The organism is Pseudomonas sp. S11P7, assembly GCF_023195435.1.
Classification (GTDB): Bacteria; Pseudomonadota; Gammaproteobacteria; order Pseudomonadales; family Pseudomonadaceae; genus Aquipseudomonas; species Aquipseudomonas fluorescens_G.
The window spans coordinates 442,448-463,941 of the sequence record NZ_JALPKS020000002.1 but is presented as its reverse complement, the minus strand read 5'-3'; the positions used below and the strand labels follow the sequence as shown (position 1 = coordinate 463,941).

23 protein-coding genes are annotated in these 21,494 nt (G+C 59.5%); 12 read left to right on the top strand and 11 right to left on the bottom strand.

The annotated features are described in order from the left end of the window. The first annotated feature begins 57 nt into the window (after positions 1-57). From M0746_RS02255 to M0746_RS02240, 4 genes are all read left to right on the top strand, one after another. Positions 58-465, top strand: a complete 408-nt coding sequence (locus M0746_RS02255; RefSeq protein ID WP_258448077.1) for a hypothetical protein — start codon at positions 58-60, stop codon at positions 463-465. Then, complete coding sequence (locus tag M0746_RS02250) at positions 428-796, top strand: hypothetical protein (protein ID WP_258448076.1); 369 nt, start codon at positions 428-430, stop codon at positions 794-796. The genes M0746_RS02255 and M0746_RS02250 overlap by 38 nt, the downstream gene beginning before the upstream one ends. Positions 797-868: 72 nt before the next feature. Beyond that, the gene (locus M0746_RS02245) at positions 869-2,788 is read left to right on the top strand and encodes an alkaline phosphatase D family protein (RefSeq protein WP_258448075.1); all 1,920 of its coding nucleotides are present in this window, start codon (positions 869-871) and stop codon (positions 2,786-2,788) included. Positions 2,789-2,947: 159 nt separating this feature from the next. Beyond that, positions 2,948-3,139, top strand: a complete 192-nt coding sequence (locus tag M0746_RS02240) for a type II toxin-antitoxin system Phd/YefM family antitoxin (protein ID WP_258448074.1) — start codon at positions 2,948-2,950, stop codon at positions 3,137-3,139. On the opposite strand, the gene M0746_RS02235 is transcribed toward M0746_RS02240, so the two are convergent. Beyond that, entirely contained in the window at positions 3,140-4,321 is a 1,182-nt protein-coding gene (locus tag M0746_RS02235) for an aspartate aminotransferase family protein (protein WP_258448073.1), read from the bottom strand. It lies immediately after the preceding gene. Between the two features lie 101 nt (positions 4,322-4,422). On the opposite strand from M0746_RS02235, the gene M0746_RS02230 reads away from it, so the two are divergent. The 3 genes from M0746_RS02230 to M0746_RS02220 all read left to right on the top strand — a co-directional run bounded on the left by M0746_RS02230 (position 4,423) and on the right by M0746_RS02220 (position 6,612). Continuing rightward, positions 4,423-5,358, top strand: a complete 936-nt coding sequence (locus tag M0746_RS02230) for a LysR family transcriptional regulator (RefSeq protein ID WP_258448072.1) — start codon at positions 4,423-4,425, stop codon at positions 5,356-5,358. 15 nt (positions 5,359-5,373) lie between these two features. Then, a complete protein-coding gene (locus M0746_RS02225; protein WP_258448071.1) occupies positions 5,374-5,778 on the top strand; it encodes a GNAT family N-acetyltransferase in 405 nt (134 codons plus the stop codon). A gap of 132 nt (positions 5,779-5,910) precedes the next feature. Continuing rightward, the gene (locus tag M0746_RS02220; RefSeq protein ID WP_258448070.1) at positions 5,911-6,612 is read left to right on the top strand and encodes a hypothetical protein; all 702 of its coding nucleotides are present in this window, start codon (positions 5,911-5,913) and stop codon (positions 6,610-6,612) included. A gap of 270 nt (positions 6,613-6,882) precedes the next feature. Here M0746_RS02220 and M0746_RS02215 read toward each other — a convergent pair whose 3' ends face one another. The 8 genes from M0746_RS02215 to hmpA all read right to left on the bottom strand — a co-directional run bounded on the left by M0746_RS02215 (position 6,883) and on the right by hmpA (position 15,196). Then, positions 6,883-7,374: a RidA family protein gene (locus M0746_RS02215; protein ID WP_090286073.1), complete on the bottom strand. Its 492-nt coding sequence runs from the start codon at positions 7,372-7,374 to the stop codon at positions 6,883-6,885. A 235-nt stretch (positions 7,375-7,609) separates the two neighbouring features. Continuing rightward, positions 7,610-8,497 carry a heme o synthase gene (gene cyoE / locus M0746_RS02210; protein WP_090286075.1) on the bottom strand — a complete coding sequence of 296 codons (888 nt, stop codon included), beginning with the start codon at positions 8,495-8,497 and terminating at the stop codon, positions 7,610-7,612. 10 nt (positions 8,498-8,507) lie between these two features. Next, complete coding sequence (cyoD, locus tag M0746_RS02205) at positions 8,508-8,843, bottom strand: cytochrome o ubiquinol oxidase subunit IV (RefSeq protein ID WP_007916940.1); 336 nt, start codon at positions 8,841-8,843, stop codon at positions 8,508-8,510. Beyond that, a complete protein-coding gene (cyoC, locus tag M0746_RS02200) occupies positions 8,843-9,466 on the bottom strand; it encodes a cytochrome o ubiquinol oxidase subunit III (RefSeq protein WP_090286077.1) in 624 nt (207 codons plus the stop codon). The genes cyoD and cyoC overlap by 1 nt, the downstream gene beginning before the upstream one ends. A 3-nt stretch (positions 9,467-9,469) precedes the next feature. Next, positions 9,470-11,500, bottom strand: coding sequence for a cytochrome o ubiquinol oxidase subunit I (cyoB, locus tag M0746_RS02195; RefSeq protein WP_258448069.1), 2,031 nt, complete (start codon positions 11,498-11,500; stop codon positions 9,470-9,472). 3 nt (positions 11,501-11,503) lie between these two features. Next, positions 11,504-12,445 carry a ubiquinol oxidase subunit II gene (gene cyoA / locus M0746_RS02190; protein WP_090286083.1) on the bottom strand — a complete coding sequence of 314 codons (942 nt, stop codon included), beginning with the start codon at positions 12,443-12,445 and terminating at the stop codon, positions 11,504-11,506. Positions 12,446-13,272: 827 nt separating this feature from the next. After that, entirely contained in the window at positions 13,273-13,782 is a 510-nt protein-coding gene (locus M0746_RS02185) for a disulfide bond formation protein B (RefSeq protein WP_093098526.1), read from the bottom strand. 232 nt (positions 13,783-14,014) lie between these two features. Then, positions 14,015-15,196 (bottom strand): NO-inducible flavohemoprotein, encoded by a 1,182-nt coding sequence (gene hmpA, locus M0746_RS02180; protein ID WP_258448068.1) that lies wholly within the window; start codon positions 15,194-15,196, stop codon positions 14,015-14,017. Positions 15,197-15,355: 159 nt separating this feature from the next. Here hmpA and norR point away from each other — a divergent pair, with 159 nt between their 5' ends. The 5 genes from norR (at position 15,356) to M0746_RS02155 (ending at position 19,902) form a co-directional block, all read left to right on the top strand. Further along, positions 15,356-16,912 (top strand): nitric oxide reductase transcriptional regulator NorR, encoded by a 1,557-nt coding sequence (gene norR, locus M0746_RS02175; RefSeq protein WP_258448067.1) that lies wholly within the window; start codon positions 15,356-15,358, stop codon positions 16,910-16,912. 297 nt (positions 16,913-17,209) lie between these two features. Then, positions 17,210-18,112: a chemotaxis protein CheV gene (locus tag M0746_RS02170; RefSeq protein ID WP_090286091.1), complete on the top strand. Its 903-nt coding sequence runs from the start codon at positions 17,210-17,212 to the stop codon at positions 18,110-18,112. 27 nt (positions 18,113-18,139) lie between these two features. Continuing rightward, the gene (locus M0746_RS02165; protein WP_258451425.1) at positions 18,140-18,598 is read left to right on the top strand and encodes a GNAT family N-acetyltransferase; all 459 of its coding nucleotides are present in this window, start codon (positions 18,140-18,142) and stop codon (positions 18,596-18,598) included. Between the two features lie 144 nt (positions 18,599-18,742). Further along, positions 18,743-19,069: a hypothetical protein gene (locus M0746_RS02160; RefSeq protein WP_258448066.1), complete on the top strand. Its 327-nt coding sequence runs from the start codon at positions 18,743-18,745 to the stop codon at positions 19,067-19,069. Positions 19,070-19,152: 83 nt separating this feature from the next. Beyond that, positions 19,153-19,902: a YkgJ family cysteine cluster protein gene (locus tag M0746_RS02155; RefSeq protein WP_258448065.1), complete on the top strand. Its 750-nt coding sequence runs from the start codon at positions 19,153-19,155 to the stop codon at positions 19,900-19,902. 115 nt (positions 19,903-20,017) lie between these two features. Here the strand turns inward: M0746_RS02155 and M0746_RS02150 are convergent, their stop codons facing one another. Then, entirely contained in the window at positions 20,018-20,257 is a 240-nt protein-coding gene (locus M0746_RS02150) for a hypothetical protein (protein WP_093098509.1), read from the bottom strand. A 111-nt stretch (positions 20,258-20,368) separates the two neighbouring features. Beyond that, the gene (locus M0746_RS02145) at positions 20,369-20,674 is read right to left on the bottom strand and encodes a type 1 fimbrial protein (RefSeq protein ID WP_208939841.1); all 306 of its coding nucleotides are present in this window, start codon (positions 20,672-20,674) and stop codon (positions 20,369-20,371) included. Positions 20,675-21,494: the final 820 nt, after the last annotated feature.

The following is a 21,494-nucleotide window of genomic DNA, read 5'->3' as shown; positions in this document are numbered from 1 at the left end:
GCACACACCGTCGATGAGTGCCGTTTCAGGTTATGAAGGTTCAAGGGAAAGGATCAAATGGAGTTTCTGCGTTTTCTGGCGTTTGTCGCGGTCTGGGGTTTGATGTGGCGCTGGGTGGTGAAGAACCGCGGTAGCTGGAATATTTTCTACAGCAACATCGTTGGCGCGGCGGGCGGTTTCATTGTCGGGTTGGTGGTGTTGTCGATCACGCTGTCGCTGTTTCCTTCTGCGTATAAAGACGAGCAGCCCGAGAGTGTCGTGGCGCAAAACGTCGAACCGACCTCTGTGTTGCCCGAAGCCGAGGCAGTCGCACCCGCCGCCGAGCTGAAAGATGCGCCGGCTTTTGCGGCCATCGAGCCGGACGCCGCGCCGTCCCCCTGCCGACTCGGCGTTGTTGCCGAACTACGCCAGCCGGGCGCCAAAAACCATGGCGGTGCAGACGGTGCTGAATCAAAGCGACTATGAGGGTCGCATGGCCCTGGCCGCGCTGAACAAGAAATTGCGCGGCGACGAACAGGCCGACAAGTCGATGATCGCCTATGTGATGTGCAGCCCGTTCGTGACCAGCACCCTGCGCTATCCCGCTTCGGCGCGTTTTGCCGATAGCAAAGCGCTGGTCAGCCATCGCTTCAAGAATCAGGTCTACACCTTCAGCAACAGCGTCACCGCGCGCAACATGAATGGCGACGATGTCACCTACCGTTTCGATTGCTCTGTGCAAGAGCAGCCACGGGTTGACGCGACGGCTGGCGAATGGCGCTTGCTGGCGCTGAAAGTACAAAAAGCCGCCTCTTAAGCCTCGCTTAAGCGCTCAAGGCGCCGGCTGCGTTATCATCGCCAGCCTGTGCGCCTTGAGCTTTGCCCTTCGATGTCTCGACACCTGACTGATCCCTCTTTGCTGCCGCCGGTGCTGGCCGGCCCGCTGTTGCGCCGTCTGCAGCCCACGCGGCTGGTCATGTGGCTGGTCGGCAGCCGTGAACTGGCGCTGACCTTGCGCCTGCAAGGTGTAGGAGACATTCCTCTCGATGCCGGGAAATGCACGGTCATTCCCGTAGGCCGTCACGCGTTTGTTCACCTGATTGATGTTGCCCTCGACAGCGCCCTGCCCTGCGATACGCGTATCGACTATGACCTGCTGATTGATAACGCCGCGGGTGTTGCCGACTGGGCGCCGCATCTGCTGTATGGCGAGGCGACGAGTCCGAACTTCGTCCTGCGCGCGCGGATCGATCAGTTGCTGCATGGTTCCTGCCGCAAGCCGCATCACCCGGCCACCGATGGCCTGCTTTGCGTTGATCAGCTGCTGGCTGAGGAAACCGAACCGCAACAACGCCCGACGCTGCTGATGATGAGCGGCGATCAGGTCTACGCCGACGACGTGGCCGGGCCGATGCTGCGGGCGATTCATGCGTTGATTGAACGGCTCGGCCTGTTCGACGAGCACCTCGAAGGCGCAGTCGTCAGCGACAGCGCCAAGCTCTACGAACACCCGGCCAGCTACTATCACCGCGCGGATTTGTTACCGGCGCTGGAGAGCAACGAGACGTTGCGCGAGCGATTTTTCGGCGGTGCGCGTAAGCCGATTTTCACCAGCAGCAGCGCCGACAATCATCTGGTGACCTTCGCCGAAGTCATGGCGATGTACCTGCTGGTGTGGTCGCCGACGCCGTGGTCGCTGATCAATCCGCAGGCACCGACGCTGACGCCGCCACGCCTGAAGCGCTACCGCCTCGAACAGACGCGCATCGATGCCTTCAAGGCCGGCCTGGGCAACGTCGCCCGGGCACTGGCGCATCTGCCGAGCCTGATGATTTTCGACGATCACGACATCACCGATGACTGGAACCTGTCCGCGCAGTGGGAAGAAACCGCCTACGGCCATCCGTTTTCCAAGCGCATCATCGGCAATGCGCTGATCGCTTATCTGTTGTGCCAAGGCTGGGGCAACAATCCCGATGCATTCAAGGACGTATTGGCCAAGACCCGACAGCTGAGCGCCAGCGGCGATGACGGTTATCTGGACCAACCGGTGCAGGACGATTTGATTGATCAGTTGCTGCGCTTTCAGCAGTGGCATTTCGTTCTGCCGAGCAGTCCGGCGCTGGTGGTGATCGACACGCGCACACGGCGCTGGCGCAGTGAAATGGCGCTCAAGCAACCTTCGGGTTTGCTCGATTGGGAAGCGCTCAGCGAACTGCAGCAGGAACTGCTCGATCACCCGTCGGCGATCATCGTTTCCCCGGCACCGATCTTTGGTGTGAAGCTCATCGAGACTGTGCAAAAGGTCTTCAGCTGGTGCGGTTATCCGCTGTTGGTCGATGCGGAAAACTGGATGGCCCATCGCGGCGCCGCGCAAGTGATCCTGAACATTTTCCGCCACTCGCGCACACCGGGAAATTACGTGGTGCTGTCGGGCGACGTGCATTATTCGTTCGTCTACGAAGTGCTGATCCGCCATCGCAAGGCCGGCCCACGCATCTGGCAGATCACCAGCAGCGGCATCAAAAACGAATTCCCACCGGCCCTGCTGGAATGGTTCGACCGCCTCAACCGCTGGCTCTACTCACCGCGCTCGCCGTTGAACTGGTTCACCAAGCGCCGGCAGATGCGCATCGTGCCGTACACGCCCGAACATGCCGAGGCAGGGGAACGGCTGTGGAATTCGGCGGGGATCGGACAGGTGTTTTTCAATGAACAGGGGCAGCCGAGCGAGATTGTTCAACACAATTCGAATGGGGCGGTGAAGACGCGGATGTTGGCGCCGGAGTTGGGGGATGAGCCGGATTAAGTGATGGCTGGTGAGGTGCCATCTAACGGCAGCCCAGTTGCTGACAAGTACTGGCGATCGGGATTACAAACCTCTCGGAAACGTCTCCAGAATACCTGGGTGATACTGAACACAATTGAATCCTGCCGAATTGTGCTCTACCCACCAAAGGTCTAACTCATGCAAACCATCGCCTACAGCAAAGTCCGAGCGTGCCTTGCAAAATCCATGGATCAGGTCATCAACGACCGCACGCCCCTGCTCGTTATCAGGCGAAGTGCCGATCCTGTGGTAATGATTTCCTTTGCAGATTACTGCGCAATGATGAATACAGCTGAAGCAGTAAGTGCTCCAGCTGTTGCGATGCCGTGATTACGACGATTGACTAGAGGCCAGTGCTCGCCCAACCCCTCTGACAATCATCCCCACCTCCCGCTCATCAATCGTCAACGGAGGCAGCAGCCGTATCGTCTTGCCGCGGGTGACGTTGATCAACAAGCCATGATCCCGTGCGGCAATCATGGTCAGGTCGCGCACCGGTTGTTTCAGCTCGATGCCGATCATCAGTCCCTGTCCGCGAATCGCCAGCACATTGGGGATGTCGGCAAGCTCTGCGCGTAACCGGGCCAACAGGCGCTCGCCCTGTACCCGCGCGTTGTCCAGCAGACCTTGTTCTTCGATGATGTCCAGCACGGTGCAGGCGACTCGGCAGGCCAGCGGGTTGCCGCCGAAGGTGCTGCCGTGACTGCCGGGGGTGAACAGGTCGGCCGCGCGGCCGCGTGCCAGGCAAGCGCCGATCGGCACGCCATTGCCGAGGCCTTTGGCCAGGGTCATGACGTCGGGAACGATGCCTTCGTGTTGAAAGGCGAACCACTGCCCGGTGCGGCCCATGCCGGTCTGGATTTCATCGAGCATCAGCAGCCACGCGTGGCGATTGCATTGATCGCGCAGAGCTTTGAGGTAACCGGGCGGCGCGACCTGCACGCCGCTTTCGCCCTGAATCGGCTCGACCAGAATCGCCACGATGCGCTCGCCGTGTTTACGCTGCACTTGCTCCAGCGCGGCGAGATCGCCGAACGGCACTTTGACGAAATCCCCCGGCAGTTCGTTGAAGCCCAGACGCACCGCCGGACCATCGCTGGCCGACAAGGTGCCGAGCGTGCGGCCATGAAACGCGTTGGCCATGACCACCACCAGCGGCTGTTCGATCCCCTTGCGCCAGCCATACAAACGCGCGAGTTTCAGCGCGGTTTCATTGGCCTCGGCGCCGGAGTTGTTGAAAAACGCGCGCTCCATGGCCGCCAATCTGGTCAGCCGTCTGGCCAACTGTTGCTGCCAGTCGATGCTGTACAGATTGGAGGTGTGCAGCAGCAATCCCGCCTGCTCGCTGATCGCCGCAACAATGCGCGGATGCGAGTGGCCGACGTTGGTCACCGCCACCCCGGCCACTGCGTCCAGGTATTCACGACCGGCCTGATCCCACAGGCGCGTGCCCAGGCCTTTGGTGAAGCTGAGGGCCAGTGGTTGGTAGGTGTTCATCAGCGCGGCGGTCATGACGTGAAACTCCAGTTCGGTCGGTGTGCTGGCAGTATGGTTAGCCAGCGAAACTGGATAAACTCGGCAAAACTTCAATCATTTAAAAGCCGGGCTTGATAATGGATTTGTTCCAGTCGATGAGCGTGTACGTCAAAGTTGTCGAGGGCGGGAGCATGACCGCAGCCGCTTTGCAGTGCGACATGTCGACGACCATGGTCGGCAATCACCTGCGCGCACTGGAGCAACGGCTCGGCGTGCAATTGCTGCAGCGCACCACCCGCCGCCAGCGGCTCACCGAGTTCGGCAGCGTCTATTACCAGCGCTGCCTGGACGTGCTCGGTCTGGTCGCCGACTCCGAACGCCTTGCCGAACAGGCCCTCGACGAGCCACGCGGCTTGCTGCGCATTGCCGCGCCGCTGACCTTTGGCGTCGAACGCCTGACCCCGGCGCTCAGCGAATATGCCCTGCTGTATCCGCAAGTGAAACTCGACGTGGTACTGACCAACGGCCGCCCGGACCTGCTGGAGAATGGCCTCGATGTCGCGTTTCGGCTGGGCAGTTTCGATGAGTCGTCCAACCTGATCGCCCGCCCCTTGATCGACTACACCCTGACGGTCTGCGCCTCCCCCGACTACATCGCGAGACGCGGCATGCCGCACACGCCACAGGACTTGCAGCAACACGACTGCCTGTCGTTTGCCTACCCTGCCGGTGATGACTGGCAATCGGTGGAAAAGCGCTGGCGCCTCAGCGGCCCGGACGGAGAAGTCCTCGTCGACGTGAGCGGGCCGCTGCTGATCAACAGTTCCGCCGGATTGCACCAGGCCGCGCGTAACGGCATGGGCATCATGATGCTGCCCGACGCACTGGTCGAACAGGACCTGCGCGAAGGCAAACTGGTCAAGGTAGTCGCCGATTACCCGCCACCGAGTCGGCCGATGCATTTGCTGTATGCCCCGGATCGTTATCGTTTGCCGAAGCTAAGAAGGTTCGTCGAATTTGCGATGCGCACGTGGGGGAAACCTGACGCAGGGCGCTCGACCATCGAAAGCTGAAAAGGACTTCAATCCATGCAGACCACGCTCAACGTTCGCAACTTGCGTCCCGATGAAACAGAGTCGGCACGGCTGTTTCTCGGCAAACATGGCTGGCGCCATCGCACCGGCGACGCCGAATCGTTCGCTCGCTTGATCGCCAATTCGCAACGCACAGCCGTCGCCCTGCTCGGCGATCAGATCGTCGGCTTCGCCCGCGGCATCACTGACGAAGTCTCCAATGGCTACCTGTCGATGGTGGTGGTTGATGCTCAGCATCAACGCCAGGGCATTGGCCGGGCGCTGGTTGAGCATGTGATGGGCGACAACCCTGACATCACCTGGGTGCTGCGTGCGGGACGCGACGGCGCGGAAGCCTTTTTCGCCAGTCTGGGCTTTGAGATTTCCGTGATTGCCATGGAACGTCCGCGTCAGAAATAGCAGCGGCCGGGAAAAAACCCGACCACCAGCCCGTTGCTCCGTGACAACGCCGCCCCGCTCCCCTAAATTAGTCGGCCTGAAAAAGCCCTGGGCTTGTTCGTCTCCATTCAAGTTAAAAGTAGTGAAATTTCAATGTCCGATTTCAACACCGCTGAATCCGTAGCCACCCAGTCGTCCAAAGCGGAATACGAAAACTCCATCAATCTTTCACAACACCTGCCACAAGCCAAAATCATCAGCGAGATGGTCCTCGACGCGTTCCAGTCGACGCGCGAGAGTGACCAGATCCGCGAACTGCGCGCCGCGATTCGTCAGGCCCACGACAGTTTCGATGACGACAAGGCCTACGAACTGATGGGCGAACTCAAAGCGCTGAAAGACGCCGAGGCTGCGGACCTCGCCGCGCTGGAAGACCTGAGCAGCAAGTTCTCGATCGGGCGCATTCTGTCCAGCTTCAAGGACGATCCGGCGTTTCAGGAAATCGTCTACGGCCTCGCGTTGAAAGTGCTGAACCAGACCCATCAGGCGATCAGCAATCCGGGCGGCGGCAAGGGCAAGGCTGCGAAGAAGAAAGAAGTCGAAATCTTCACCATCAGCAAGGACGGCGCCAGCGTGACCCTGCCGCTGCGCACGCCGCGTTCGCGTCTGAACGTAGATCGTGAAGCGCTGGAATTCCTTGGTTTCACCTTCGTCGGTGAAGGCGATGAAGCCGAGCTGGAAAGCGAAACCTTCCTGGACAATGCCGGGACGGAACAGGCTGTGAACCGTAAGAACATCATTACTGCGTTGCAGCAGAAGACGGCGTTTGAGGGGTACAGCATCGCGGCGCAGTAAGCCGCAGAGTGCTTGTGAAGAAGCCCCGCGCTGAGTGATCAGGCGGGGCTTTTTTTTCGGCTGGGGATTGGTGGTGTTGAATCGATCGCCGCCCCTCACCCCAGCCCTCTCCCGAGGGAGAGGGAGCCGATTCAGGCTGTTTTCAAGATTGCGGTTCACTCAATATTCAGGTCGCCGTAGTTTCAGAGAACGACTCGGTCAGTCCCCTCTCCCTCCGGGCGGTCCGACGTTTCGGGAGGGTTAGGGTGAGGGAAACAGGCACCACAGACCTCAAGCCGAAGCATGCACCGCCGCAATCATGTCCACTTCAATCGCCGCATTCTTCGGCAACTGATACACACCAATGGTGGTGCGCGTATGCCGCCCAGCATCGCCCAGCACATGGCTGAACACATCCGAAGCGCCGTTGGCTACTTCGCTCAGGTCGACGAAATCAGCCGTCGACTTCACATACACCGTCACCCGCAACAACGCGCGGATCTTGTCCAGCGACCCCACCGCATCGACGATCAACGCCAGGCAACGCATGGCGCTGATGCTCGCGGCGGCTTGCGCGTCCTTCAGGGTCAACTCCAGCCCGACCCGACCCGGATAGAGAATCTTGCCATTGACCCGCGGCACCATCCCGCTGATGTACAGCTCATCATGATGCCGAATCAACGGCGCGTAATTGCCACCGGCGGTGTTCTCGCCATAGATGTCGTAGTTCAGTTCTTCGGCCAGGGCGATAAAGCGCTCATCGCAGGTCATCCGTTCGGTCATTGCGCCCAGCCTTTTGATCAATGCACGGGTTGAGACAGTCGAGCACCGAAGGATGGCTTGGAGCTACTACTGTCGGGGTTGGATCCGAATCTAGGTCTTTTACCGAATGGCCGCAACCGCAAACTGTGGGAGCGAGCCTGCTCGCGAATGGCAGCACCCCGAACGAGCATATTTCAGCCAACAAAAAACCCACACATCTCTCAATGTGCGGGGTTTTTCGTGAAGCCTGTAAACCTTACGGCGCGTACGTCAGCAGCAGCTCGCTTGGCACCTTGAAGTCCAGGGACATCATGACGCTCAGCGCGGTGATGGTGAAGATCGAGAACACGAACAGCTTGCGTGCCCAGACCGTGTCATCCACTGCCTTGTAGCCGGTCCAGGCCATGTACAGCCAGTACATGCCCATGGCCGCGGCGACGGCGAGGTAGCTCATGCCGGCGTAGCCGCTGAAGGTCAGCATCAGGGTCGCTACGAGGAACGCCAGGATGTAGAGCAGGATGTGCTTCTTCGCCACTTGAATCCCGCGCTTCACTGGCAGCACCGGAATCGAGGCGGCCAGGTAATCGTTGAAGCGGAAAATCGCGATGGCGTAGGAATGCGGCATCTGCCACAGGCTGAACATCACCAGCAGGGTCAGCGCGGCCATGTCGAAGCTGTTGGTTACGGCGACGTAACCGATCACTGGCGGCATGGCGCCCGACAGACTGCCCACCAGCGTGCCGTGAACCGACTTGCGCTTGAGGTACAGGCTGTAGAAGCCGACGTAGATGATGAAGCCGATTACTGCGAACAAGGCAGCCAACGGGTTGGCCACCTTGTACAACAAGGCAACGCCGAGAACACCCAGAATGGTCGCGTAAACCAGTGCCAGTTTCAGGGAGATCAAGCCCTGGACCAGCACGCGGTTCTTGGTGCGTTCCATCTTCAGGTCGATGTCGCGGTCGATGCAGTTGTTGAACACGCAACCGGAGGCCACGACCAGGGAAGTACCGATCATGGCGGCCAGAAACACCGCCAGATCGACATGCCCTTTCGAGGCCAGGAAGAACCCGCCTGCCACAGAAAGCACGTTACCGAAAATGATCCCCGGTTTGGTGATTTGGATAAAGTGCTTGAGCGACATCGGGTCTACCTCACTTCGCCATCATGTACGTGTGGATGCTGAACATGATCCACAGCGACAGGCCAACCAGCAGCACGATCACGATCGCCGTAAAGACGAATGCGATCACGTTGTTGCGCTGAGCAATGGAACGGTCCAGGTGCAGGAAGTAATACAGGTGAACGATCACCTGGATCACTGCGAACAACAGCACGATTGCCAGCGTCGTCGCCTTCGGCAGGCTCGGGTACATCACCAGGCCGAACGGGATGACGGTCAGGATCACCGACAGGATGAAGCCGATGGCGTACGACTTAACGCTGCCGTGGCCAGCATCATGGCTGTCATGGGAGTGTGCATTAGCCATTACAGAGTCCCCATCAGGTAAACAACGGTGAATACGCAGATCCACACCACGTCCAGGAAGTGCCAGAACAGGCTCAGGCAGCTCAGACGGGTCTTGTTGGTCGCCGTCAGGCCGTGCTTGTTGACCTGGTACATCATCACGCCCATCCAGATCAGACCGGCCGAAACGTGCAGACCGTGAGTACCGACCAGGGTGAAGAACGCCGACAGGAAGCCCGAACGGCTAGGACCGAAGCCCTCGGAGATCAGCAGGTGAAACTCGTTGATCTCCATGGCGATGAAGCCCGCGCCGAGCAGGAAGGTCATGAACAACCAGCCCAGGACCGCCTGCTTCTTGCCTTTGTACAACGCCAGCATGGCGAAGCCGTAGGTGATCGAACTGAACAACAGCAGAGCGGTTTCGCCCAGCACGTAAGGCAGTTCGAAGATGTCGTGGCCCGATGGGCCACCGGCAACGTTGTTTACCAGTACTGCGTACACCGCGAAGATCGACGCAAACAGAATGCAGTCGGTCATCAGGTAGAGCCAGAAACCGTATACGGTCATCTCGCCCGAGTCGTGGTGATGGTCATCGTGCCCATGGTCACCATGGGCGTGTCCAACATTGGTCACTAAGTTCGACATGGTTTAAGCCTGTTCCAACGAGGTTTCAACACGGGTGGCACCGGCCGGGATTTTCCCTGCCGCGACCAGACGCTTGTGCTGCTCGGCTTCGATACGCTCGATCGTTTCAACCGGAACCATATAGCCCTGGTCGTCACGTGCAGCGTGGATCACGAAGTAGATGACGGTGCCGGCCAGGCTGGCGATTGCCAACCACCAGATGTGCCAGATCATCGCGAAACCGAAGACGGTCAACAGTGCGCCCATCACCACGCCAGTGGCGGTGTTGTTCGGCATGTGGATCGGCTCGTAATTGGCCGGACGCTGGTACGCAGTACCGTTTTCCTTGGCTTCAGTGAACGGGTCGATGCAGTCAGCCTTAGGCAGCACAGCAAAGTTGTAGAACGGTGGTGGCGACGAGGTCGACCATTCCAGGGTGTGTGCATTCCACGGGTCACCGTGATCGCAAACGTTCTCTGGCTTGTTGCGGTCACGCACACTGACGTACAGCTGGATCAGTTGGCAGGCGATACCGACAGCGATCATCACCGCACCGAACATGGCAACGTACAGGTACGGTACCCACTCAGGGTTGGTGGTGGCGTTCAGACGACGGGTCATGCCCATGAAGCCCAGTGCATAGAGCGGCATGAACGCGACGAAGAAGCCCGAGATCCAGAACCAGAACGCTGCTTTACCCCAGCCTTCGTGCAGCTTGAAGCCGAACGCTTTCGGGAAGTAGAACGCGAAGCCAGCGATGTAACCGAATACCGCACCGCCGATGATCACGTTGTGGAAGTGCGCGATCACGAACAGGCTGTTGTGCAGCACGAAGTCAGCACCCGGGATGGCCAGCAGTACGCCGGTCATGCCGCCGATGGCGAAGGTCACCATGAAGCCCAGGGTCCACATCACCTGGCTGGTGAAGCGCAGACGGCCCTGGTAGATGGTGAACAGCCAGTTGAACAGTTTCACACCCGTCGGGATGGAAATCAGCATCGTCGCCAGACCGAAGAAGGCGTTGACGCTGGCACCCGAGCCCATGGTGAAGAAGTGGTGCAGCCAGACCATGAAGCCCAGTACCGAGATCGCGCCCGAGGCGTAGATCATCGAGTGATGGCCGAACAGTTTCTTGCCGGTGAAGGCCGAGATCACTTCCGAGAAGATGCCGAAGGCCGGCAGGATCAGGATGTAAACCTCAGGGTGGCCCCAGGCCCAGAACAGGTTGACGTACATCATTGGATTGCCACCAAGTTCATTGGTGAAAATGTGGAAATCCATATAACGGTCAAGGGTCAGCAGTGCCAGGGTCGCGGTCAGGATCGGGAACGAAGCCACGATCAGAACGTTGGCCCAGGTGCAGGTCCAGGTGAAGATCGGCATGTCCATCAGTTTCATGCCAGGGGTACGCATTTTCAGTACGGTCGCGAGGAAGTTGACCCCCGTTAGCGTCGTACCCAATCCGGACAGCTGTAGCGCCCAGATGTAGTAGTCCATCCCCACGCCAGGGCTGTATTGCAGACCCGACAGCGGTGGATAGGCAACCCAACCGGTCTTGGCGAATTCACCGACGCCCAGCGACAGGTTGATCAGCACAACGCCGGACACCAGCAGCCAGAAGCTCAGGGAGTTGAGGAACGGGAACGCCACGTCACGCGCGCCAATCTGCAGCGGCACTGCAAGGTTCATCAGGCCGGTGAAGAATGGCATCGCCATGAAGATGATCATGATCACACCGTGAGCGGTGAAGATCTGGTCATAGTGTTCAGGTGGCAGGTAGCCAGGCGAACCTTCGGTGGCCATGGCCAACTGGGTACGCATCATGATCGCGTCGGCAAAACCGCGCAGCAGCATGACCATGGCGACGATGATGTACATCACGCCGATTTTCTTGTGGTCGACCGACGTCAGCCACTCGGTCCACAGGTACGTCCACTTCTTGAAGTAAGTGATCGCAGCGAACAGCGCCAGACCACCGAGGGCGATCATGGCGATGGTCACCATCACGATCGGCTCGTGGAATGGGACTGCTTCCCAACTTAATTTACCAAACATCGTTTACTCCTCTGCCCCGGCAGCTGAATGCGAACCCGCGTCAATATCCGTGGCCGCCACTTCTTTCTCTTTCTTCTCGTGCTTCAGCGGCTTGCCCGGCTTCATACCTTCGTACTTGTCGACGATGATCTGGAACTGGTTCGGCGTGACCGACGAGTAGAGCTCGACTGGGTTGTTCTGGCTCGGTTTGGCAAGGGCCGCGTACTCAGCTTGATCAAGCTGTTTAGGTGACTTCTTGACTTCACTTACCCAGGCGTCGAAATCTTCCTGAGTGGTGGAGATAGCCTTGAATTTCATACCGGTGAAACCGGCGCCGCTGTAGTTGGCGGAGATACCGTCCATTTCAGCGTTGCGGTCGGCGATCAGGTGCAGCTTGGTCTGCATGCCCGCCATCGCGTAGATCTGGCCGCCCAGACCCGGGATGAAGAACGAGTTCATCACAGCGTCAGAGGTGATCTTGAAATTGATTGGCGTGTGCGCCGGGAACACGATCTTGTTGACCGTGGCGATGCCTTGTTCCGGGTAGATGAACAGCCACTTCCAGTCCAGCGCGACCACTTCGATGGTCACAGGCTTGACGTCGGACTGGATCGGACGATACGGGTCCAGTTCGTGGGTGGAAATGTAAGTGATGTAACCCAGAGCGATGATGATCAGGACCGGAATGGTCCAGACCGCCACTTCGATCTTGGTCGAGTGCGACCATTTCGGGGTGTAGACGGCGTTCTTGTTCGACGCGCGGTATTTCCAGGCGAACAGGAAGGTCATGACGATAACCGGCACCACGACCAACAGCATCAGCAGGGTCGCGGTGATGATCAGGTTTCGCTGTTCCAGGCCAACCTGGCCCGTTGGATTGAGCAAGGTCATGTTGCAGCCTCCCAGCAACAACGTGCCGAGCAGCGGCACTAGGCCTAGTAATCTGGGGTACCTGTTTTTACTCATCTCACGACCTCTAAAGCAGCTTGCGCAATGCAGTTGGGTTTTGATCGCCAACACTTCACCCTGCCAAGGGTTGGCATTTTCTTTGGATTGAATAAGGGCCGCCCGTCGCGCGCAAGACGCTCGACAAAACCTTGGGACAGCGTTCAGTTCTTATTCGAATTCGTGGTCAAAGGCCTTGTTACAGACCAATTCCATTTGGTGCGGAAAGTTGGAAAGGCACCGACACCTGGGTGTCTCGAAAGCCTCGCGGCTTGCTCGACACCCGACCTTCTGATCAGTTCCTTAATAAAGGCTGAACAGCGCCGGGAATTCAGTGCGGGCGATTGTAGATAGGTAGCGCCCTATACACCATGTCTTATCCCGAAATAATTTTTATCTTTTACGGCAACAATCCCTCGCCATTTTTGCAAAAGTGTCGCGCGTTGTTGAAAGGCGTTCTCAACAAATTTCGCAAAACCTGTCAGCGCACCCGCGTCAGTTCAGACAGCTCCGAAGGTTTTTTCCGTACAGCGGAACGGCGCAAAGCCCGATAACCCAAGGCTTCTGGCCATCTGCCTGAAGCTGTTAAAACTGCCTGCTCTGGCACTTGCGTCCTAAAGCAAAAAAACCCTCAGACCGACCAATCCTTTTTTGTAACAACGACGCAATCGGAGTCTGTGGGCGCCTCTGCGACACCCCCTGTGTGACAACATGTCGCACACTTGTCACACCCTCGCTTGCCGTCCGTCAGGATGAGTTCAGCCTCACTCTGAAACGTGCAACGCCCCGATTGGCTGAACCGCCAATCGGGGCGTTTTGTGTATCGGCCACGCTTGCGAAAAGTTGATTCAGCGCAGTGCTTTTCGATTACGCGAGGTCAGCAACGGCACCAGAATCACCACCAGCACGAACGCCACCAATGCCCACTGCGCCAGCGACAGGCCGAGGATCGGCGGGTATGGCGTCGAACAGAAGCCGTCGACCTGAAAGCCCAGGGGGAAGATTTTCGCCAGCGGCAGATCATCGACAATCGGTTGCAGCACATCGACGCCACAGCTGACGGCCGGGTAGAACTGCGTGTACACGTGATGCCCGGCGACCGCGGCGCCAGCAAGCGCACAGAGCACCACCAGCGCTTCGAACACGGTAATGCTGCGACGACTGCGCATGGCTGCGCCGATGAACGCGAACAGCGCGATCAGCAGCAACGCATAACGCTGCAGAATGCACAGCGGGCACGGCGCTTCGCCGAGCACGACCTGCATGTACAGGGCACCACCGATCAGCGCCAGGCAGATCACGCCCAGCAGCACCAGAAAGCGCCGCTCACGGCCCAATCGAATCGTTTCCTCGCTCATTGCCTTTCCCTTGTTTGTCCATGGTTCAGCTGGCTTGCGGCTGAAAGTCGCCGCAAGTCTACACCGGGGCAATAAACGATAGAGCGGTTAAGGAACCATTAACCCACAGGTGCATGGATTTTCGCCGCACAAAAAGCTTTGCGAGCAGGCTCGCTCCCACACTGGATCTGCGTCGAACACAAATCCGGTGGGAGCGAGCCTGCTCGCGAATGCAGGCGACTCGGTTTTCAGATCACTCCAGAGCAGAAGCCGGCCCGAAGAACTCATAACGGCTCTGCTTCTCCGGCACTCCCAGCGCTTTCAGATGGCGCTTGATTGCGCCCATGAAGCCTTTGGGCCCAAGGAAATACGCATCGACGTCACGTTGCGCAGGCAGCCACTCGCCGAGCTGCTCCTGACTCAGCATCCCGACCTTGTCCGCCGCCGGGCTGACGCCGTCATCTTCGGCGTAGCAGTAAAAACGCTTGAGCTGCGGATGGCGCGCGGCGAGGTCGTCGATCCAGTTGCGGAAAGCATGCACGCTGCCATTGCGCGCGCAGTGGATGAAATGCACCGGCCGCTGGGTTTGCAGCGCCGCTTCGAGCATCGCCAGGGTCGGGGTGATGCCGACGCCGCCGCTGATCAGCACCAGCGGTTTATCGCTGGCCGACAAGGTGAACTCGCCCGATGGCGGGAACAGTTCAATGCTCGCGCCGACGTGGAGTTGATCATGCAAATGATTGGAGGCGCGGCCACCCGGTTCGCGCTTGACGCTGATGCGGTACTGGCCGTTGTTCGCCAGTGCCGACAGCGAATAATTGCGGCGGATCTCTTCACCGTCGAGGATCAGCTTCATGCCGATGTACTGACCGGGTTCTGCGGCGAGAATCGGGCCCTTGTCGGCCGGTTCGAAGTAGAACGAAGTGATCTCCGCACTCTCCTCGACCTTGGCCGCAACGATGAACTCACGCGCCCCGCGCCAGCCGCCAACCGCCTGTTCTTTCTCATCATAGATGGCGGTTTCGGCGCCGATCAGGATGTCCGCCAACTGGCCGTACGCCGCGCCCCAGGCACTCATCACTTCCGGCGTGGCGATTTCATCGCCGAGCACTTCGGAGATCGCACGCAGCAGACAGGTGCCGACGATGGGGTAGTGTTCCGGAAGAATCTGCAGGGCGACGTGCTTGTTGATGATTTTCGCCACCAGATCGCCCAGCTGATCGAGCTGATCGATGTGGCGGGCGTACATCAATACGCCGTTCGCCAACGCGCGCGGCTGATCACCGCTGGCTTGGTGAGCCTGGTTGAACAACGGGCGCACCTCTGGATATTCGGAAAGCATCATGCGGTAGAAGTGGGTGATCAACGCTTCGCCGCCGCTTTCCAGCAGAGGCACGGTGGATTTGACGATGGCACGATCCTGAGCGCTAAGCATGAGGTGACTCCTGAGCTTTATTGAAGTTATCTGTGGAGTATCAGTTTTCGTGCCAGTTTTTTTCTCTTATAAATCAATCGCTTGTTTTTTATGTAGTCATAACGACCCAAGCCGACTTATAGTCTTTGCGACTACATCAGGTCCATTTGACTACACACCATGACTGCCAAATCCCTGCTCACCGCATTGCTCCCCCTGGTTGCCGATCTGTCGCGCGAACTGCCCGAAGGCGAACGCTATCGGCGCCTGCTCGAAGCCATGCGCGCCCTGTTGCCCTGCGACGCTGCAGCGCTGTTGCGCCTGGATGGCGAATCGCTGGTGCCGCTCGCCGTCGACGGCTTGAGCACCGACACCCTCGGCCGCCGTTTCAAGGTCAGCGAACATCCGCGCTTCGGCATTCTGCTGGCCGGTGCCGGGCCGACGCGCTTCGCCGCCGACAGCGAACTGCCTGATCCTTATGACGGACTGGTCGATGGTCTCGACGATCATCTGCAAGTGCACGACTGTCTCGGCTGCCCGTTATTCGTCGATGAAAAACTGTGGGGCCTGATCACCCTCGACGCGCTCGATCCCGAACGTTTCGAGCCGATCGAACTCGACGCCCTGCAAGCTTTCGCCAGCCTCGCCGCGGCCACGGTCAACGCCGCCGAACGCATCGAACGGCTGGCCAATCGCGCCGAAGACGAGCATCAGCGCGCCGAGGTCTATCGTCAGGCCAGCGGTCAGCAGCAGCGCGAGATGATCGGTCAGAGTAAAGCGCATAAACGCCTGGTCGAGGAGATCAATCTGGTCGGCGGCAGCGATCTGACCGTGTTGATCACCGGCGAAACCGGGGTCGGCAAAGAGCTGGTCGCGCAGGCGATTCACGCCGCCTCGGCGCGTGCCGACAAGCCGATCATCAGCCTCAACTGCGCCGCGTTGCCGGATACGCTGGTCGAAAGCGAGCTGTTCGGCCACGTTCGCGGTGCTTTCACCGGCGCGACCAGCGACCGCCGTGGCAAGTTCGAGCTGGCCAATGGCGGCACGCTGTTTCTCGACGAGGTCGGCGAACTGTCACTGACCGTGCAGGCGAAATTGCTGCGGGTGTTGCAGAGCGGGCAGTTGCAGCGCCTGGGCTCGGACAAGGAACATCAGGTCGACGTGCGCCTGATCGCCGCGACCAACCGCGACCTCGCCGAAGAAGTGCGCAGCGGCCGCTATCGTGCCGACTTCTATCATCGTCTCAGCGTCTACCCGCTGAAGGTCCCGGCGCTGCGCGATCGCGGACGCGACGTGCTGCTGCTCAGCGGCTTCTTCCTCGAACAGAACCGCTCACGGATGGGCCTCAACAGCCTGCGCCTGAACAGCGACGCCCAGGAAGCGCTGCTCGCCTATACCTGGCCGGGCAACGTGCGCGAGCTGGAACATCTGATCGGCCGCAGCGCGCTGAAGGCGCTGGGCAACTGCAAGGTGCGGCCGAAGATTCTCAGTTTGAGTGCGGCGGATCTGGACTTGCCGCGTGAGGTTGTGGATAACTCGGTTGCGATGGAGGTTGATGTGCGGGAATTGCCTTCGATCAGCGGCGACCTGCGCAGCGCGACCGAGCAGTTTCAGCGCCAGTTGATCAGCGCGGCACTGGAGCGCAATCAGGATAACTGGGCGAGTGCGGCGCGGGAGTTGGGGGTTGATCGGGCGAACCTTGGGCGGATGGCCAAGCGGTTGGGGATGAAAAGCTAAAAGCACACCCTCACCCCAGCCCTCTCCCGGAGGGAGAGGGAGCCGATTGGGGGATGTTGTAGTAATTCACCGGCCTGAACCTGATCTGCCGAATCCATAATCGACGCGTTTTTTCAGGTCGACGTATAACGCAATACAACTCGATCGGCTCCCTCTCCCTTTGGGAGAGGGCTGGGTGAGGGGCTTTTGATCTGTGACGACAAATCTAAAGCCCACCCCAATCAAGCCGATAACCCGGCATCAATGGTTTCTGGCGATTCCACCTTCGCCCATCACCTTTTTCCACAGAAGGTCCAAATGTCCTCGACAAAAGCCCGCGCAGACTCACTTTCGCTTCTTCTGTTTACCTTGCGCAGCGGCAAGCTGATGGCGATCAACCTGCTCAAAGTCAGCGAAATCATCCCCTGCCCGCCGCTGACCAAGCTGCCGGAGTCGCACCCGCACGTCAAAGGCATCGCCACCCTGCGCGGCGCCTCGCTGTCGGTGATCGACCTGAGCCGGGCTATCGGCGAGCGGCCGCTGGAAGACCCGAACGGCGGCTGCCTGATCGTCACCGACGTCAGCCGTTCGAAGCAGGGTCTGCACGTTCAAGCGGTAAGCAAGATCGTCCACTGCCTGACCACCGACATCAAACCGCCGCCGTTCGGTTCCGGCGGTTCGCGCGCTTACATCACCGGCGTGACCTCGGTGGACGGTACTTTGGTGCAGGTGCTGGATATCGAAAAAGTTATCCACAGCATCGCCCCGGCGCAGATCGAAATGGCCCCGACCGACCTGACCATGGAAGACGCCGAAGTGCTCGGCAACGCGCGGATTCTGGTGGTCGACGACAGCCAGGTGGCGCTGCAGCAATCGGTGCACACCCTGCGCAACCTCGGCCTGCAATGCCACACCGCACGCAGCGCCAAGGAGGCCATCGACTGCCTGCTCGACCTGCAAGGCACCGCGCAACAGATCAACCTGATCGTCTCCGACATCGAAATGTCCGAGATGGACGGCTACGCCTTTACCCGCACGCTGCGGGAAACACCGGACTTTGCGCATTTGTATGTGCTGCTGCACACCTCGCTCGACAGCGCGATGAACAGCGAGAAAGCGCGGCTGGCCGGGGCCAACGGCGTGCTGACCAAATTCTCCTCGCCGGAACTGACCCACTGCCTGATCGAAGCGGCCAAACACGTTGCGGCGCAAGGTCATTGAGTTTTGACTGAAACATTCTGCTTGCTGATGCGCCGCGATCTGCGCGCAGATCTGCCGGACATCCGCTGGCCGGACGGTGTCGAGGTCAGCACTTACCACCCCCAAACCGCAGCCGCCGTGCACGCGCTGATGCAACTCGGCTACTGCGAGGGCGGTGGCCGGGTGCCGGCGCTGGAGGTCTGGCAGCAGCGTTTTGAAAGCGACCCCGAATACGATCCGGCGCTGTGCTTTGTCGCCAGCGATGCCGATGGCGTGGCGGGTGTGGCGCAGTGCTGGACCAGTTCGTACATCAAGAATCTGGTGGTGCATCCGCGACTGCAAGGGCGCGGACTGGGCCGGGCGTTGCTGCTCAATGCGTTCAAAGTGTTTCAGCAGCGGCGCGAAGGGTTTGTTGATCTCAAAGTGCTGGAGGACAACCTGCGGGCGCAGCGGCTGTATGAGAGTGCCGGGATGTATGTGGTTCGCCGGGAATTGGTGGCGGACTGACCCACCGATTTCGCGAGCAGGCTCGCTCACTTTTGAAATGCATTCCAGACTGCAGGAGTGAGCCTGCTCGCGATGCGGCCGGCACTGGCAACTTCTAACCCTCAGGCATACTCCAACCTTGGCCAATAACAAGGATGCCTCACCATGAAAGCCCTCATCGCCAGCCTGCTCTGCCTAACCGCCCTTGCCTCCCAGGCCCACGCCTCCAGCCCCGACGCCTGGGCCGCCTACGACAAAACCGTGCTCGCCAGTTGCACCAAGGCCAGCGGCCTGAAAAACGCCAAACCGGTCGGCACCCCGGCGCAATTCGATGACCGCGTCGGTTACACCGCCGTGCTCATGCAAGGCCAGTACCCGCAAAAACACATGAAGGGCCAGCAAGGCACCGAGCTGTGCCTGTACAGCAAATCCGCGAAAACCGCGTTCGTCACCGAGTGGGACTCGATCCGCCCGACCGCCAAAAGCCGCTGAGTGGCGCACAACTTGCTTCGATGCAGGCCTGTACGGTGGTTTTCCGCCGCCGGTTCACACCCTGATTGAAGACAGATCGCTCAATGAATACGACGTTTTCCTGCGTAGGCTGCGGTAAATGCTGCACCGACCACCATGTCCCGCTGACCCAGGCCGAGGCGCGCATGTGGGCGGCGGATGGCGGTCAGGTGATCGTGCTGGTCGAGGCCTTCCTCGGCAACGGCCTCGGTCTGCCGATGGCGCAACGCGAGCACGCCGAACGCCGTTCAGTGCGGGTTCGCAGCGGCAGCACCGATGCCCATGTGGCGATCACCTTCGCCGCTTACAACGTCGGCCCCTGCCGGAATCTTGACGAAGACAAGCTCTGCCGGATCTATGAGCGGCGACCGCTGGTGTGCCGGATCTACCCGGCGGAGATCAACCCGCACATCCCGCTCAACCCAGCGGCCAAGGATTGCCCGCCAGAATCCTGGGAACAGGGACCCTTGTTGATTGCCGGCGGCCAATGGGTTGATCAGGAATTGATCGAGTTGATCCAGCGTTCGCGTCAGGCCGATCGCGATGACATTCAAAGCAAGGATGCGATCTGCGCATTGCTCGGGATTCGCACCACGGCGCTGAAGGGCGACGGGTTCACGGCGTATCTGCCGAATATGAGCGCGTTTGCGGAGATAATCGATCAGGTGAGCGAGCAACCCTTAACGACTGCGTCGAGTGAGTGGCTGTTTCATTTGTCGGGAGAGGATGTGACGGGGCAAGTCGTGGCGGCCGGAGCGCAGGTGGTGACCGAACCGGCGCAGACGTATGCGTTCATATCGCTGCGGGCGGCTTGATGCGGGTTCTCTAGCGCTTATCCGGGCCTCTTCGCGAGCAGGCTCGCTCCCACAGGAATTTGTGTCGTACACAAATTTCATGAACAACCGAAAAACCTGTGGGCGCGAGTGAACCTCAGCGCTTGCCCATCGAACGACGCGTACCCGGCGGCGCCATGCCCGGGGTTTTGGTGTGGCCGTTCTTCGCGCCGTTCTTGTACCACGGCTGATTGGAGCCTTTGGCAGCGGCCAGGTCACCCGGCTTGAACGGGAATTTGAATGCCGGGATTTCGGCTTTGGTGTCGTTGGCGTCGGCCAATTCAACCGGGACAGCGCTCACAGCGTCGTCAACCGGTGGCAGGGTCGGGGAAGTCATAAAAGCTCCGCAAAGCAGCAAGTCGGGCCCGATCAGTGAGCCGCGAAGGCGCGCAGTATACCCGCACGCCCTGGCTCGGCACCTGAAGAATTGCATCGAACGCCGAACGGTTTACAGATACGAGACGGTGACGATGCCTTTGTCGCTGGAAGTCTTCAACGCTTCGTAACGCATGGAAATCGGCAACGACTGCCCGCTGCACGCATTGCGATGGGTATCGACATCGAACGCCAGCCCCGGCTGCAGCTCCACCCGCCGCGACTCATTCCCCGCCAACGCCCCGACCCGCCCGACCGCACAGCCCGCATCGACAATCTGCCCGCTAAAACGAATCTCCCCTGACTGACTGCCAGGCGCGGCCAACGCGGTCAATGGAAGCAAGAGAAGCACGTACGGCATTACGGTTTTCAGCTTCATATCAAGGTCACCCCGCAGTGATCGGCCCGGAGAAAATCCGAGCTATACAAGCGTTATCCGCGTTTGAGAGCGAATCTTGAGAAGCGTAGTGGGTTAATCGGCTTGGGACCGGCAATGCTCAGCGTTTTTTTGCACCGCTGGAGAAAAAGGCAGAACCTTCGGCTGGCAAATATGTGCAGGATGAAACACAAGATTTAACGGCCAAAAACCAACCTCACACCTAGCCCTCTCCCGGAGGGAGAGGGGACTGACCGGGGTGGATGCGAGAGCAACGCCGACCTGAAATACCGAGTCGAACACAAACTCAGAAGCCAACCAAAATCGGCTCCCTCTCCCTCGGGAGAGGGCTGGGGTGAGGGGCAGCCACACCACAAAACCAAAGCCAACCACCCGCTTCTAACCACTCAACAATGAGCGTTAGCTCGAGTGCTTTTGATCTTGATCCACCAGCGACATCGGAAGGCTGAGCGCAGGGATTGATCCGGGCGTGGGAGCGCAGTGACCGTCTGGCGCAGCCAGACACAGCGGACGTAGGTGCAGCGCAGCAAACCGTAGCCGCTGCGCCCGGATCGATCCCGGAGCGAAGGAACCCGAGCCTGCGAGGGCCGAACGTAGGAGCAAGCGTTTTTTGCTTACTTTTTTAGGCGCTTGTAAAAAAGTAAGTCGCCGTCAGGCGAAACCGCCAGCGGCCGCTACCGCAGCAACGGATAAACACCCAAACGAAACTGACAGCGCTGTCAGCCAGCCGTCACCCTCCTGACCCCCAAACCCGTATATAAAGCTCCAACCTGCCCAAACTCCAGACCCATCGGCGCCACAC

What these genes read in the sequence shown, in the direction of transcription:
- M0746_RS02245 (WP_258448075.1), top strand. Translation starts at nt 869, where the DNA reads ATGTCTCGACACCTGACTGATCCCTCTTTGCTGCCGCCGGTGCTGGCC.
- M0746_RS02170 (WP_090286091.1), top strand. Translation starts at nt 17,210, where the DNA reads ATGTCCTCGACAAAAGCCCGCGCAGACTCACTTTCGCTTCTTCTGTTT.
- M0746_RS02230 (WP_258448072.1), top strand. Translation starts at nt 4,423, where the DNA reads ATGGATTTGTTCCAGTCGATGAGCGTGTACGTCAAAGTTGTCGAGGGC.
- M0746_RS02160 (WP_258448066.1), top strand. Translation starts at nt 18,743, where the DNA reads ATGAAAGCCCTCATCGCCAGCCTGCTCTGCCTAACCGCCCTTGCCTCC.
- M0746_RS02155 (WP_258448065.1), top strand. Translation starts at nt 19,153, where the DNA reads ATGAATACGACGTTTTCCTGCGTAGGCTGCGGTAAATGCTGCACCGAC.
- cyoA (WP_090286083.1), bottom strand. Translation starts at nt 12,445, where the DNA reads ATGAGTAAAAACAGGTACCCCAGATTACTAGGCCTAGTGCCGCTGCTC.
- M0746_RS02150 (WP_093098509.1), bottom strand. Translation starts at nt 20,257, where the DNA reads ATGACTTCCCCGACCCTGCCACCGGTTGACGACGCTGTGAGCGCTGTC.
- M0746_RS02225 (WP_258448071.1), top strand. Translation starts at nt 5,374, where the DNA reads ATGCAGACCACGCTCAACGTTCGCAACTTGCGTCCCGATGAAACAGAG.
- M0746_RS02220 (WP_258448070.1), top strand. Translation starts at nt 5,911, where the DNA reads ATGTCCGATTTCAACACCGCTGAATCCGTAGCCACCCAGTCGTCCAAA.
- M0746_RS02240 (WP_258448074.1), top strand. Translation starts at nt 2,948, where the DNA reads ATGCAAACCATCGCCTACAGCAAAGTCCGAGCGTGCCTTGCAAAATCC.
- cyoB (WP_258448069.1), bottom strand. Translation starts at nt 11,500, where the DNA reads ATGTTTGGTAAATTAAGTTGGGAAGCAGTCCCATTCCACGAGCCGATC.
- M0746_RS02235 (WP_258448073.1), bottom strand. Translation starts at nt 4,321, where the DNA reads ATGACCGCCGCGCTGATGAACACCTACCAACCACTGGCCCTCAGCTTC.
- hmpA (WP_258448068.1), bottom strand. Translation starts at nt 15,196, where the DNA reads ATGCTTAGCGCTCAGGATCGTGCCATCGTCAAATCCACCGTGCCTCTG.
- M0746_RS02165 (WP_258451425.1), top strand. Translation starts at nt 18,140, where the DNA reads ATGCGCCGCGATCTGCGCGCAGATCTGCCGGACATCCGCTGGCCGGAC.
- cyoE (WP_090286075.1), bottom strand. Translation starts at nt 8,497, where the DNA reads ATGTCGCTCAAGCACTTTATCCAAATCACCAAACCGGGGATCATTTTC.
- M0746_RS02255 (WP_258448077.1), top strand. Translation starts at nt 58, where the DNA reads ATGGAGTTTCTGCGTTTTCTGGCGTTTGTCGCGGTCTGGGGTTTGATG.
- norR (WP_258448067.1), top strand. Translation starts at nt 15,356, where the DNA reads ATGACTGCCAAATCCCTGCTCACCGCATTGCTCCCCCTGGTTGCCGAT.
- M0746_RS02185 (WP_093098526.1), bottom strand. Translation starts at nt 13,782, where the DNA reads ATGAGCGAGGAAACGATTCGATTGGGCCGTGAGCGGCGCTTTCTGGTG.
- cyoD (WP_007916940.1), bottom strand. Translation starts at nt 8,843, where the DNA reads ATGGCTAATGCACACTCCCATGACAGCCATGATGCTGGCCACGGCAGC.
- M0746_RS02215 (WP_090286073.1), bottom strand. Translation starts at nt 7,374, where the DNA reads ATGACCGAACGGATGACCTGCGATGAGCGCTTTATCGCCCTGGCCGAA.
- M0746_RS02145 (WP_208939841.1), bottom strand. Translation starts at nt 20,674, where the DNA reads ATGAAGCTGAAAACCGTAATGCCGTACGTGCTTCTCTTGCTTCCATTG.
- cyoC (WP_090286077.1), bottom strand. Translation starts at nt 9,466, where the DNA reads ATGTCGAACTTAGTGACCAATGTTGGACACGCCCATGGTGACCATGGG.
- M0746_RS02250 (WP_258448076.1), top strand. Translation starts at nt 428, where the DNA reads ATGGCGGTGCAGACGGTGCTGAATCAAAGCGACTATGAGGGTCGCATG.